Below are 12475 nucleotides of genomic sequence, written 5' to 3'. Positions count from 1 at the left end.
TCGCCGGCCCCGGACCTTGACTGGCGACAACGCCCCTGCCGCACTAAGTTCCGTTCATGAACCGTTCCTCCACGCCCAAGGGGTCCGCCCCTGTCATCCAGAAGCCGGTCCACACCCCGAACGCGGGCGTGAGGGAGGCCGCCGCCGCCTTCATCCACGACACGGGCAAGATGCCGATGTTCGCCCCGGTCACCGGCCCGCGCCTGACCCCGGCCGAGGCCCCCGGCAAGCCCGACGACTGGGTCCCCCACCGCCCCGCGCACGAGGGCAAGAAGAAGGGCGGCGTCTTCCGGCTGGAGACGAAATACACCCCCGCCGGCGACCAGCCCTCGGCCATCGCCGAACTGGTCGCCCAGGCCGAGGCCGGCGACCGCGACCAGGTCCTGCTGGGCGTCACCGGCTCGGGCAAGACCTTCACCATGGCCAAGGTCATCGAACAGACCCAGCGCCCGGCCCTGATCCTCGCCCACAACAAGACCCTGGCCGCCCAGCTCTATTCCGAGTTCAAGAGTTTCTTCCCGGATAACGCTGTCGAATACTTTGTATCGTATTACGATTATTATCAACCTGAAGCATATGTTCCAAGAACCGACACATATATTGAGAAGGACTCAAGTATAAACGAGCAGATCGACCGCATGCGGCACTCGGCGACGCGGGCGATTCTGGAGCGGGACGACGTCATCGTCGTGGCCTCCGTCTCCTGCATCTACGGCATCGGCTCGGTGGAGACCTATACCGCCATGACCTTCACCCTGAAGGTCGGGGACCAGATCGATGAGTCCAAGCTCCGCGCCGACCTGATCGCGCTCCAGTACAAGCGCAACGACGTCGCCTTCGACCGCGGCATGTTCCGCAAACGCGGCGACACGATCGAGATCTTCCCCGTCCACATGGAGGACCGGGCCTGGCGCGTCAGCCTTTTCGGCGACGAGATCGAATCCATCGCCGAGTTCGACCCCCTGAACGGCAAGAAGACCGCCGATCTGGAGGAGGTCACCGTCTATGCCGCCAGCCACTATGTGACCCCGCGCCCCTCCCTCAACCAGGCCATGCACGGCATCAAGGCCGAGCTGAAGGAGACGCTCGACTGGATGATCGAGAACGGCAAGCTGCTGGAGGCCCAGCGGCTGGAACAGCGGGTGCGCTTCGATCTGGAGATGATGGAGGCCACCGGCTCCTGCGCCGGGATCGAGAACTATTCCCGCTGGCTGACCGGCCGGGCGCCCGGCGAGCCGCCGCCGACCTTCTTCGAATACATCCCCGACAACTCCCTGCTGTTCGTCGACGAGAGCCACGTCACCATCGGCCAGATCAACGGCATGTTCCGGGGCGACTATGCGCGCAAGTCGACCCTGGCCGAATACGGCTTCCGCCTGCCGTCCTGCATCGACAACCGCCCGCTGAAGTTCGACGAATGGGACGCCATGCGGCCCCAGACGGTCCATGTCTCGGCCACCCCCGGCAAGTGGGAGATGGACCAGACCGGCGGCGTCTTCGTCGAACAGGTCATCCGCCCCACCGGCCTGATCGACCCCCCGGTCGAGATCCGCCCGGTCAGCGGCCAGACCCGCAACCAGGTCGACGACGTCATCGACGAGGTCAAGGCCACCACCGCCGCCGGCTACCGCTCCCTGGTCACCACATTGACCAAGAAGATGGCCGAGGACCTGACGGAATATATGCACGAACAGGGCGTCCGGGTCCGCTACATGCACTCCGACGTCGACACCCTGGAGCGAATCGAGATCCTGCGCGACCTGCGGCTGGGCGCCTTCGACTGCCTGATCGGCATCAACCTGCTGCGTGAGGGGCTGGACATCCCCGAGTGCGGCCTGGTCGCCATCCTCGATGCGGACAAGGAGGGCTTCCTCCGCTCCGAGACCTCATTGATCCAGACCATCGGCCGCGCCGCGCGCAACGTCGACGGCCGCGTCATCCTCTACGCCGACCGCATGACCGGCTCGATGGAGCGCGCCATCGCCGAGACCGACCGCCGACGCGAGAAACAGGTCGAATACAATACCGAACACGGCATCACGCCCGAGAGCGTCAAGCGCGAGATCAAGGACATCCTCGACAGCCCCTATGAGTCCCGCGCCCTGGACCGGCTGACCTCGCCCGGCGTGAAGGAGGAGGCCAAACCCTTCACCGGCTCCAACTTCCAGGCCGCCCTCAAGGACATGGAGGCGAAGATGCGCGAGGCCGCCTCCAACCTCGAATTCGAAACCGCCGCCCGCCTGCGCGACGAGATCAAACGCATGAAGCTGATGGACCTGGAATTCGCCAACGAGGTCCTGACCGGCGAGGGCGAGACCGTCGACAAGTCCGCCCCGAAGAAATGGCGCGCCGAGGCGGCGGCGGAGAAGGCGGAGGCGTTCAGGAAGGGGCGGCTCTGATCCTTAACCTGTCCTCCCTGTTCCGCAGGAATGGGGAGTACGACCGATGACGCGCCTTGTGCCCACCGGCCTCACATTCCGTCCCACCCCCGATCGTGCTATCCTCCCCCCATGGTCCAGTCTGCCCTGACCCTCCCGCCCGCGCTCGACGCCTTCGTCGACGACCAGGTCCGCACCGGTGCCTACCGTGACCGTCAGGCCGTCATTACGGACGCCGTGCAGTTGCTGCGTGACCACGCCGCGGCCGAAGAGGACGACGACGTCAAACTGGCCAGGCTGAACGCCCGGCTGCAAACGGCCATCGACAGCCTGGATCGCGGCGAGGGGATCGAGATCACGGACATCACGGCCTATTTCGATGAGATCGAGGCCGAGGTGGAGGCTGAGTTTACCCAACCCCGCGCGTGAGACGCCTCGTCATCACGTCGGATGCGCGCGGCGACGTCCGCGACGTCCTGCGTGAGAGCCGGCGGAAATTCGGCCCTCTGGCGCGCGCGCGATACCGTCTGCTCATCGAAACCGCCTATCGCGACCTCGTCACCGATCCCATGCGTCCGGGCGTCAGCGCGCCATCAGACCTTCCCGCCGACATCCGCCTCTATCCCATCCGCCACAGCCGCGCCCGCATCCCCGCCCCCGACCGCGTCGACCGGCCGAGACACGTCATCGCCTTCCGCTTCGACGAGGCAAGGGTGGAGATCGTGCATTTGCTGCACGACGGCATGGATTTGCCGGCGCGGTTGGGGTGATGGCCCGGAAACCGGCCAGTCCCGAACCCAGTCCTCCGTCCTGTCCGCCGCCGGTGTGCCCCCTCACCCGCCCGCGCCAGAACGGCCGCCGACGCGCCCGTGCGCGGCCTCCCTCTCCCGCAAGGGGAGAGGGCGGACAACCTCCGCCTCTTGCTTCTATCCCATTGTTATGGAGCTCTTTCTCCAGCCAGAAGAGAGAACGACATGCCAAAGTTCACCATCCTCTCCCGCGTCGACGCCTACGTCGACTACACCACTGAAGTCGAAGCCGACTCCCTCGAAGAGGCCGTCGACATGGCCTATGACGGCGACCCGTCGATCAAATGGAAAGAGCAGGGCGTGGTCGAGTTTGATGCCCGTCGGGTTGTTGCGCTCGATCTGGAAGGGTTTGAGGACGACAGCTACTCGCGCGGCAAGGGCTGAAGCACCGGCCTCAGCTTCCGCTCATCCCCGCGAACGCGGGGACCCAGTCCTGTCCAGCGTGACACCGGTGTTGAAGGACGAACGGCGGGTCTGACCTGGAACTGTTCATTCAGCCAAAGGACTGGGTCCCCGCGTTCGCGGGGATGAGCGGTTTGTTGGGATCGAAACCACCGGCTACGGTGGGCGCATGGCCCAAGACGACACCCCCTGGAGCACCCTCGGCTTCGCCGAAGAGGCGGCCGTCTTCAAGGGCGCGACCCAGAACGCCCGGGTGCTGAGCGAGAGCTGGATCGCCGCCAACGGCTTCTGCACCAGCTGCGGCGCGGCGCCCCTGACGGCCTTTGCGGCCAACTCCCCGGTGGCCGACTTCCATTGCGGCGTCTGCGCCGAGGAATACGAACTCAAGGCCACCAAGGGGCGGATCGACCGCAAGCTGGTCAACGGCGCATACGGGGCGATGAAGGCGCGGCTGGCGGCGGCGAACAATCCCCGGTGTGAGAGCGCCGCAATCCCCACTTTCGTCATTCCGGGCGGAGGCGCTCTTGCGCCGCAGACCCGGAACAAGGCGCCCCCCGATCAAGTCGGAGGGTGACGAATGCGATAGCGCGAAGCTGTCGCGGACACCGCCGCCCAACATTGAGATCGGATGAGCTGACATATCGCCTTCGCTTCGCTGCGGCGCCGCCTTGTTCCGGGTCTCCCCCCGGCTTTCGCCGGGGTTCGCCCGGAATGACGAAAGGCTGGGATGACGCCCCTGTTTGACCTGATCATCACCGGGTTGCGACCGCGCGCGGCTGGCTGCTCGCCGTCATGAACGCGGTCGAGGCGATTGGCCGCCCCGAGTTCACCCTCGACGACGTCTATGCCCACGAGGCGAGCCTGTCGGCCCTCTACCCCGACAACCACAACGTCCGCCCCAAGATCAGGCAGCAGCTTCAGGTGCTGCGGGATCGCGGCTGGCTGGCGTTCAACGGGTGGGGGACGTATCTGCGAACGCCCTGACCTTTCGTCATCCTCCGGCAAGCCGCGCCTTCGCGGCGCAGACCGGGGGACCCAGCGGCGCGCGCGAGCGCGAACCTGTCGCGGACACGACGCGTCCACATCCTGCGTGAAAAGATCGCCTTCGGCGCCGCTGGGTCCCCCGGTCTCGCTCCGCTCGCCGGAGGATGACGAAATGGGGGACGTGCAGCCTAAACCAACTCGACCTTCAACGAATGCCCAAGCACCCGCGCCGCGCGGCTCAGGGTGTCCAGGGTCACGTTCGACGCCTCCGGGTCGAGAACGCGGTTCAGTTGGGCGCGGCTGGTCTCCATCTCGGCGGCCATGGCGGCGCGGGTCAGGCCCTGGGCCTTCATCGCCTGCTGGAGCTGGAGGGCGATCACGCTCTTGACCGCGCGCAGGGTGACCGCCTCGCGGATGCCGTCCTCGTCGAGGACGTCGTCGAGGGTGGAGAAGTGCGACAGGTCGCGGAACTTCATGTCTGTCATGGATGCATCGTACCACAAATGATCCGCCCTCCCTTTCGTCATTCCGGGCGGAGGTGAGCGAAGCGAGCCGAAGACCCGGAACAAGGCGCCCCCCGATCAAGTCGGAGGGTGACGAATGCGAGAGCGCGAAGCTGTCGCGGACACGGCTGCTGACCCATCGCCGCCGCTTCGCATCGTCATCCTCCGGCCGGGCGAAGCCCGGACCGGGGGAGGCGCCGCCCTGTTCCGGGTCTCCCCCCGGCTTTCGCCGGGGTTCGCCCGGAATGACGAAAGGAAGGGCGTGCGGCGGACAGAACCCCTCCGTCTCTTCGCTGCGCTTCAAGCCCGTCGTCCGATCGCGGTGCGATCGTCCCCGACCCCATCGGCTTCGCCGACAGGGAGGAGACGGGGCGGCGACGGACACGTCCGCGCCTGACGTTCCGGCGCCCTATCCTCCGCGCCCATGACCGAGGAACCCGTTCGCTTTCGACGCAAGATCCGCCCGGACGCCGTCTGGGTCGAGGTGCGCAAGGCGTGGGAGGGCGGGGAGACGGCGCGGTCGGCAGCCCGTCGCTATGACGTGGGGGTGCCGGCCCTGTGGAAGCGGCGGGAGGCCGAGGGGTGGCGGCGGCCGGAGCCGGCGCTGGGGCCGGTCGAGCCGGCGGAGGGATGGTCGGCGTTCGCGGCGGGGCAGTATGAGGCGTTCGAGGCTCGGCTGACCGGGGCGCAGGAACTGGCGACGGCCCTGGCGGCGGGGATGGTGGGGAAGCGGCCGGAGGATTTCGACCTGTGGCACCTGCCTTTCATCCTGCACTGGCGCGCGCAGCATCTGGGGGCCGAGGTGGCGGCGGACGACCGGGCGCGAAACCGGGATCAGGACTGGGCCGGGGCGATCTGGGACGCCGAGGGGCGGATGGGGTCGGTGTGGGTCATGACCCGGGCCCTGGTGCGGCTGAACACGGCGGAGTGGCGCGAGCAGCATGGGCTGCCGGAGGGTGTGGCGGAGGAGTGGCCTTAGGGATCTGTCCTCCCCGTTCGCCCCTTGGCGAATGGGGAGGTGGCGCGGCGCGGCTTCGCGCCGTGACGGAGGGGGCGAGGGGGTGTCTGATAGGGGCCCTGATCCTCGACCCGGTCGCCCCCTCCGTCTGCTCGCGAGGGCTCGCAGCCACCTCCCCATTCGCCAAGCGGCGAACGGGGAGGACGTGTGTGGCTTCAGTGCGCCCCCTTCACCCGTTCCATCAGCTCGATCAGCACCCCGCCCATGTCCCGGGGGTGCAGGAAGACCACCGGCGTGCCGTGCGCCCCGATGCGGGGTTCGCCGGTGCCGAGGAGGGTCACGCCTTTCGCCCGCATGTCGGCGACGGCGGCGTGGATGTCCTCGACCTCGAAACAGACGTGGTGCTGGCCGCCTTTCGGGTTTTTGGCGAGGAAGCCGGTGATGGGGCTGGTCTCGTCATACGGCTCGATCAGTTCGATCTGGGCCGTGGGGGTGTCGATGAAACAGACCCGGACCCCCTGGGCGGGCAGGTCAAAGGGCTCGCCGATGCGGGTCGCGCCGAGGATGTCGCGGTACAGTTTGATGCTGTCGGCGATCGAGGGGGTGGCGACGCCGACATGGTTCAGGTTTCCGATCATGCCGGTTCCTTTGCGGGGGCGGGCTGGGCGTAGCCGAGGCGCTGGTTCAGCCGGTCGATCAGGTCCACGGCCGTGTCGGCGATGGCCGAGCCGGGCGGATAGACGGCGGCGGCGCCCATGTCGATCAGGGGCTGGATGTCGGAGGGAGGGATGACGCCGCCGACCACGATCATGATGTCGGGGCGGCCCAGCCGCTCCAGCTCGGCCTTCAGTTCCGGCACCAGGGTCAGGTGTCCGGCGGCCAGCGACGAGGCGCCGACGGCGTGGACGTTTGAGGCCACCGCGTCGCGGGCGGCCTCGGCCGGGGTCTGGAACAGGGCGCCGGCGGTGACGTCGAAGCCCAGGTCGCCGTATCCGGTGGCGACGACCTTCTGGCCCCGGTCGTGGCCGTCCTGGCCCAGTTTGGCGATCAGGATGCGCGGCGGGCCGCCGTCGTTCTCGACGAAGGCGGCGACCATGTCGCGGGCGCGGGCGAAGCGGGGGTCGGCCCCGGCCTCGCGGGCATAGACGCCCGAGACGGTCTGGACCGAGGCGACGTGGCGGCCGAAGGCGGCCTCCAGGGCGTCGGAGATCTCGCCGACCGTGGCGTGGGCCCGGGCGGCGCGGACGGCCAGCTCCAGCAGGTTGGCCGCGCCCCGCGCCCCCTCGGTCAGGGCGGTCAGGGCGGCCTGCGCAGCGGCCTCGTCGCGTTCGGCGCGCAGGCGTTTCAGCTTGTCGATCTGGGCCGACAGGACGGCGGCGTTGTCGACCTTCAGCATCGGGATGTCGTCGGGCGTGGGGGACAGGAAGGCGTTGACGCCCACGACGGTCTGCTGGCCCGTATCGATCCGGGCCTGGGTTTTGGCGGCCGAGGCCTCGATGCGCAGCTTGGGAATGCCGGCCTCGATGGCCTTGGCCATGCCGCCCAGGCCCTCGATTTCCGCCATATGGGCGCGGGCCTTCTCGGCCAGTTCGTGGGTCAGGCGCTCGACATAGTAGGAGCCGCCCCAGGGGTCGATGACCCGGGTCAGGCCGGTCTCCTGCTGCAGCAGGATCTGGGTGTTGCGCGCGATCCGGGCCGAGAAGTCGGTCGGCAGGGCCAGGGCCTCGTCCAGGGCGTTGGTGTGCAGGGACTGGGTCTGGCCGCCCGCCGCCGCCATGGCCTCGACCATGGTGCGGGGCACATTGTTGAACACGTCCTGGGCCGCCAGCGACCAGCCGGAGGTCTGGCAATGGGCGCGCAGGGACAGGGATTTCGGATCGGTCCCGCCCTCGCGCCGCACCGCCTCGGCCCACAGCAGGCGGCCCGCCCGCATCTTGGCCACCTCCATGAAATAGTTCATGCCGATGGCCCAGAAGAAGCTCAGCCGCGGCGCAAAGGCGTCGACCGCCATCCCCGCCGCCACCCCGGCGCGTAGATATTCGACGCCGTCCGCCAGCGTATAGGCCAGCTCGATGTCCGCCGAGGCCCCGGCCTCCTGCATATGGTAGCCGGAGATGGAGATGGAGTTGAACTTCGGCGTCTCCTTCGCCGTCCAGGCGAAGATGTCGGCGATGATCCGCATCGAGGGGGCGGGGGGGTAGATATAGGTGTTGCGGACCATGAACTCCTTGAGGATGTCGTTCTGGATGGTCCCGGTCAGTCTGGCGTGGGGAACGCCCTGCTCCTCGGCCGCCACGACATAGAGGGCCAGGATCGGCAGGACGGCGCCGTTCATGGTCATCGACACCGACATCTGGTCCAGCGGAATGCCGTCGAACAGGGTGCGCATGTCGAGGATGGAATCGATCGCCACCCCCGCCATGCCGACGTCGCCCTTCACCCGCGGGTGGTCGGAATCGTAGCCCCGGTGGGTGGCGAGATCGAAGGCGATCGAGAGCCCCTTCTGACCGGCCGCCAGGTTGCGGCGGTAGAAGGCGTTGGATTCCTCGGCGGTGGAGAAGCCGGCGTACTGGCGGATAGTCCAGGGATTGCCGGCATACATGGTCGGATAGGGGCCGCGCAGGAAGGGCGCGAAGCCGGGCAGGCCGTGGATCTGGTCGAGGTCGTCGATGTCGGCGGCGCCATAGACGGGGGCGACGGTGATCCCCTCGGGCGTGGTCCAGGGGGCGCGGGCGGGTCCGGCGCCGGTCGGGGTCAGGTCGAGGGGGATTCTGGTGAAGTCGGGGCGGCTCATGCCAGGGCCTCCTCGAAGGCTGCAGCGGCGCGGACCGCCTCCAGGGGGGCGATGGCGAAGGCGGGCGTGGGCGCGAGGGCCGGCGGCGCGGCCTCGACCGGGGCGGGGCGGACGTCCGGGTCGATGTATTTCGTCACCCCGATGATCGCCTCGCGGCCGTCGGTGAAGCCGGGCAGCCAGGCGGCGCGGGCGGCGGCGACGCGGGACTGGACGGCGCCGCCTTCCAGCGAGGCGATCAGGCCGCCCTCCCGCGCGATGCGCTGCGCCTCGGCCCAGCCGGCGGTCGCGAGGTCATGGGTGCGGCTGTCGAGGAACCAGCTGCCGGCGGCGGGATCGTCGACGCGGCCGAGATGGGCCTCTTCCATCAGCACGATCTGGGTGTTGCGGGCCTGTCGCCGGGCGAAGGCGTCGGGCCGGCCCGAGGCGCGGGTGAAGCCGTCCAGCACCACGACATCGGCCCCGCCCACCGCTCCGGCGAACCCGGCGGCGGTGAGGCGCAGCAGGTTGGGCCAGGGATCGCGGGCCGCCAGCATCCGCCGCGACGACCGGGCCTCTATCACGGCGGGGGTCTCGTGGCCGTATGCGCCGGAGATGGTCTTCCAGATCAGGCGCAGGGCGCGGACCTTGGCCAGGGCGTCGAAATAGGTCTGATCCACCGAGACGCCGAGTACGACCCCGGACAGGACGCGTTCGACGGGCAGGCCGGCCTCGACGCCGGCGTCGATCAGGGCGATGGCCGAGGCGGCGGCGAAGCCCAGTTCCTGTGCGGCCGATCCACCCGCCTCGTGGACCACGCGGCCGGAGGCGAGGAACAGGCTGGCGTCGGGATAGGCGTCGGCATGGCGGGCGGCGCAGGCGGCGGCCTCGGTCACATAGTCCGTCGACGGACGATCGCCGCCTCCGGCCCCGGCGAAGGCGGAAATCGGGTCGAGGTGGAAGGCCAGTTTGGCGCGCGGGGCGCCCCTGGCGACGGCGGCCAGGGCGTCGGCGGCGGCGGGGCCGTTCAGGCCTGCGTCCAGCGCCACGGCGGCCAGTTCCAGCGCCACGCCGTCCAGCGCGCGGGCGAGTTGCGCCGCGTCGGTCGCGACGCCGCCCGAGATCAGCACCGAGGCGGCGCCGCCCTCGAGGTCGGTCAGGACGGCGGCGTTGACGGCCTCGGCATCCTCGCCCTCGACCGGGGTGCGCAGGTCCCAGGCGCGGCCGTCGGCGTCGGACGGGCGCGGCGCGAAGATGGGCTCCACGCCCGTCGCATCGCCATAGAGGGGGCGGACGGTCAGATGGTCGGCGTCCAGATGGATCAGCGATTCCAGCGGCCGATCCTTGAGGGCCTTCTGGGCGGAGTCGCGCCATTCGAGCGGGGTGGGGAGGGGGAAGGTCATTTTTTTTTCGTCATTCCGGGCGAAGCGCAGCGGAGACCCGGAACAAGGCGGCGCCGCAGCGAAGCGAAGGCGATGGCGGACACAGGCGCGTCCGCGACAGGTTCGCGCTCTCGCGCGCCGCCTTGTTCCGGGTCTGCGGGCCAAGCGGCCCTCCGCCCGGAATGACGAAAGGGGTTCATCACTCGAACTCCACCAGCACGTCATCCGCAGCCACCGGATCACCGGCCCTGGCCCCCACCGACTTCACCACGGCGTCGCGTTCGGCCTTGAGGATGTTCTGCATCTTCATGGCCTCGATGATGGCGACGGTCTCGCCCTGTTTGACCTCCTGTCCGGGGGTCACGGCGATGGAGACGACGAGGCCGGGCATGGGCGACAGAACCAGTTTCGAGGTGTCGGCGGCCTGTTTCTCGGGCAGGCGGGCGAACAGTTCGGCCAGGCGCGGGGTCATGACGCGGACGCGGGCGCGGGTCGCCCTGGATCGGATGTCGAAGCCGTCGGCGATGCGGCGGACCTCGGCGGTGAAGGGCTGGTCGTCGAGCACGGCGCGGAACTGGGCCAGACCGGGTCGCCAGTCGATCTCGGCCAGACGCATCGTGCGGTCCTCGCCGGTGAGTTCCAACGTCAGGGCCTCGTCATCGTCATAGGACAGGCGGACCCCGACCGGCTCACGGTCGATCAGCACGATCCAGTCGGTGCGGTCCGAAGGATCGCCGGACTGTTCGGACAGGATTTCGTGCATGGCCACGGCGGCGGCGACCAGAACGTCGCGCTGCAAGGGGCCGGCGGGCACGCCGTGGAAGCCGTCGGGGAATTCGTCCTTGATGTAGGAGGTCGACAGGTTCCCCGAGCGGAACCGTTCCTGATCCATGACGGCGGCGAGGAAGGGGACGTTGTGGCCGAGGCCGTTGAGGTGGGTGTCTTCCAGCGCCCGGGCCATGCCCTCGACAGCGGCGATCCGGGTCTCGCCCCAGGTGCAGAGCTTGGCGATCATGGGGTCGTAGAACATGGAGATTTCGTCGCCCTCGCGGACGCCGGTGTCGTTGCGCACGACATAGGGGGCGGTCGGCCCCTCCTGCTCGCCCTCGTCGGGCTGTTCGTAGCGGACGAGGCGGCCGATCGAGGGCAGGAAGCCGCGATAGGGGTCCTCGGCATAGATGCGGCTCTCGATCGCCCAGCCGTTGATTGTCAGGTTTTCCTGACTAAACGGCAGGGTCTCGCCGGCGGCCGAACGGATCATCTGTTCGACCAGATCGACGCCGGTGATCAGCTCGGTCACCGGATGTTCGACCTGCAGCCGGGTGTTCATCTCCAGGAAGTAGAAGCTGCGGTCCTGACCGGCGACGAACTCGACCGTGCCGGCCGAGTCGTAGTTCACGGCCCGGGCCAGGGCGATGGCCTGATCGCTCATGGCCTTGCGCGTCGCGTCGTCCAGCAGGGGCGACGGCGCCTCCTCGATGACCTTCTGGTTGCGGCGCTGGATCGAGCATTCGCGGTCGAACAGGCTGACGATGTTGCCGTGTTTGTCGCCCAGCACCTGGATCTCGATGTGGCGCGGATTGACGATGAATTTCTCGAGGAAGACCCGGTCGTCGCCGAAGGCGGTCAGGGCCTCGGCCTTCACGGCGGCGAAGCCTTCGGCCATGTCGTCGTCGGAATGGGCGACGCGGATCCCCTTGCCGCCGCCGCCGGCCGAGGCCTTGATCATGACCGGATAGCCGATCTCATTGGCGATCTGGACCGAATGCTCGGGGCTTTCGATCAGCCCCATATAGCCGGGCACGGTCGAGACGCCGGCTTGGTGCGCGAACTTCTTGGACGTGATCTTGTCGCCCATGGCCTCGATGGCGTGGGGGTTGGGGCCGATGAAGGTGATGCCCTCGGCCTCCAGCCGTCGCGCGAAGACCGGATTTTCCGACAGGAAGCCAAAGCCGGGATGCACCGCCTCGGCGCCCGACCGGCGCACGGCCTCGACGATCCTGTCCTGGATCAGATAGGACTGGGCGGCGGGCGAGGGGCCGATATGGATCGTCTCGTCGGCCATCTCCCAGGCCAGCGATCCGGTGTCGGCGTCGGAGTGGACCAGCACCGTCCGGATGCCCATCCGGCGCGCGGTCTTGATGATCCGAACGGCGATCTCGCCCCGGTTGGCGATGAGGATTTTAGAGAACATGGTTAGATTTCCTCTGTCGTCATCCTGGGCCTTGTGCCTAGGATCCAGACACTCGGTGCGGACTGTGAGCCACCGTCGCCGACTGTGTTTCTGGA

The 12475-nt window shown here is 68.5% G+C and carries 12 protein-coding genes; 7 read left to right on the top strand and 5 right to left on the bottom strand.

Annotation, left to right across the window (positions count from 1 at the left end; translation table 11 throughout):
• Positions 1-56: 56 nt before the first annotated feature.
• The 6 genes from uvrB (at position 57) to ACW17W_RS14195 (ending at position 4573) form a co-directional block, all read left to right on the top strand.
• Positions 57-2399: an excinuclease ABC subunit UvrB gene (gene uvrB / locus ACW17W_RS14220; RefSeq protein WP_492077553.1), complete on the top strand. Its 2343-nt coding sequence runs from the start codon at positions 57-59 to the stop codon at positions 2397-2399.
• Between the two features lie 111 nt (positions 2400-2510).
• Entirely contained in the window at positions 2511-2807 is a 297-nt protein-coding gene (locus ACW17W_RS14215) for a ribbon-helix-helix domain-containing protein (RefSeq protein WP_492077552.1), read from the top strand.
• Positions 2804-3148, top strand: coding sequence for a type II toxin-antitoxin system RelE/ParE family toxin (locus ACW17W_RS14210; protein WP_492077551.1), 345 nt, complete (start codon positions 2804-2806; stop codon positions 3146-3148). Before ACW17W_RS14215 ends, ACW17W_RS14210 begins: the two co-directional genes overlap by 4 nt.
• Before the next feature lie 204 nt (positions 3149-3352).
• Positions 3353-3571 carry a hypothetical protein gene (locus tag ACW17W_RS14205; RefSeq protein ID WP_492077550.1) on the top strand — a complete coding sequence of 73 codons (219 nt, stop codon included), beginning with the start codon at positions 3353-3355 and terminating at the stop codon, positions 3569-3571.
• Between the two features lie 187 nt (positions 3572-3758).
• Positions 3759-4163 carry a DpnI domain-containing protein gene (locus ACW17W_RS14200; RefSeq protein WP_492077549.1) on the top strand — a complete coding sequence of 135 codons (405 nt, stop codon included), beginning with the start codon at positions 3759-3761 and terminating at the stop codon, positions 4161-4163.
• Between the two features lie 218 nt (positions 4164-4381).
• Positions 4382-4573 (top strand): hypothetical protein, encoded by a 192-nt coding sequence (locus ACW17W_RS14195; protein WP_492077548.1) that lies wholly within the window; start codon positions 4382-4384, stop codon positions 4571-4573.
• Positions 4574-4761: 188 nt separating this feature from the next.
• Here the strand turns inward: ACW17W_RS14195 and ACW17W_RS14190 are convergent, their stop codons facing one another.
• Positions 4762-5058 carry a helix-turn-helix domain-containing protein gene (locus ACW17W_RS14190; RefSeq protein ID WP_492077547.1) on the bottom strand — a complete coding sequence of 99 codons (297 nt, stop codon included), beginning with the start codon at positions 5056-5058 and terminating at the stop codon, positions 4762-4764.
• A 442-nt stretch (positions 5059-5500) separates the two neighbouring features.
• Between ACW17W_RS14190 and ACW17W_RS14185 the strand changes: the two genes are divergently transcribed.
• Positions 5501-6055: a hypothetical protein gene (locus ACW17W_RS14185; RefSeq protein ID WP_492077546.1), complete on the top strand. Its 555-nt coding sequence runs from the start codon at positions 5501-5503 to the stop codon at positions 6053-6055.
• Between the two features lie 194 nt (positions 6056-6249).
• Here the strand turns inward: ACW17W_RS14185 and mce are convergent, their stop codons facing one another.
• From mce to ACW17W_RS14165, 4 genes are all read right to left on the bottom strand, one after another.
• The gene (gene mce / locus ACW17W_RS14180) at positions 6250-6672 is read right to left on the bottom strand and encodes a methylmalonyl-CoA epimerase (protein ID WP_492077545.1); all 423 of its coding nucleotides are present in this window, start codon (positions 6670-6672) and stop codon (positions 6250-6252) included.
• On the bottom strand, positions 6669-8828 hold the full coding sequence (gene scpA, locus ACW17W_RS14175) for a methylmalonyl-CoA mutase (protein ID WP_492077544.1): 2160 nt from the start codon (positions 8826-8828) through the stop codon (positions 6669-6671). The genes mce and scpA overlap by 4 nt, the downstream gene beginning before the upstream one ends.
• Complete coding sequence (locus tag ACW17W_RS14170; protein ID WP_492077543.1) at positions 8825-10207, bottom strand: methylmalonyl-CoA mutase family protein; 1383 nt, start codon at positions 10205-10207, stop codon at positions 8825-8827. The genes scpA and ACW17W_RS14170 overlap by 4 nt, the downstream gene beginning before the upstream one ends.
• Before the next feature lie 178 nt (positions 10208-10385).
• Positions 10386-12380, bottom strand: a complete 1995-nt coding sequence (locus ACW17W_RS14165; RefSeq protein WP_492077542.1) for an ATP-binding protein — start codon at positions 12378-12380, stop codon at positions 10386-10388.
• Positions 12381-12475 lie beyond the last annotated feature (95 nt).

The organism is Brevundimonas sp. FV1ye29L (assembly GCF_058681095.1).
Note: the sequence above shows the minus strand (reverse complement) of the source record. Positions and strands in the feature narration are given on the sequence as shown.

Bases quoted from the DNA above. Each gene is read 5' to 3' on its own strand.
- ACW17W_RS14190 (WP_492077547.1), bottom strand. From the start codon at position 5,058: ATGACAGACATGAAGTTCCGCGACCTGTCGCACTTCTCCACCCTCGAC.
- mce (WP_492077545.1), bottom strand. From the start codon at position 6,672: ATGATCGGAAACCTGAACCATGTCGGCGTCGCCACCCCCTCGATCGCC.
- ACW17W_RS14165 (WP_492077542.1), bottom strand. From the start codon at position 12,380: ATGTTCTCTAAAATCCTCATCGCCAACCGGGGCGAGATCGCCGTTCGG.
- ACW17W_RS14205 (WP_492077550.1), top strand. From the start codon at position 3,353: ATGCCAAAGTTCACCATCCTCTCCCGCGTCGACGCCTACGTCGACTAC.
- uvrB (WP_492077553.1), top strand. From the start codon at position 57: ATGAACCGTTCCTCCACGCCCAAGGGGTCCGCCCCTGTCATCCAGAAG.
- ACW17W_RS14170 (WP_492077543.1), bottom strand. From the start codon at position 10,207: ATGACCTTCCCCCTCCCCACCCCGCTCGAATGGCGCGACTCCGCCCAG.
- ACW17W_RS14195 (WP_492077548.1), top strand. From the start codon at position 4,382: ATGAACGCGGTCGAGGCGATTGGCCGCCCCGAGTTCACCCTCGACGAC.
- ACW17W_RS14200 (WP_492077549.1), top strand. From the start codon at position 3,759: ATGGCCCAAGACGACACCCCCTGGAGCACCCTCGGCTTCGCCGAAGAG.
- ACW17W_RS14185 (WP_492077546.1), top strand. From the start codon at position 5,501: ATGACCGAGGAACCCGTTCGCTTTCGACGCAAGATCCGCCCGGACGCC.
- ACW17W_RS14215 (WP_492077552.1), top strand. From the start codon at position 2,511: ATGGTCCAGTCTGCCCTGACCCTCCCGCCCGCGCTCGACGCCTTCGTC.
- scpA (WP_492077544.1), bottom strand. From the start codon at position 8,828: ATGAGCCGCCCCGACTTCACCAGAATCCCCCTCGACCTGACCCCGACC.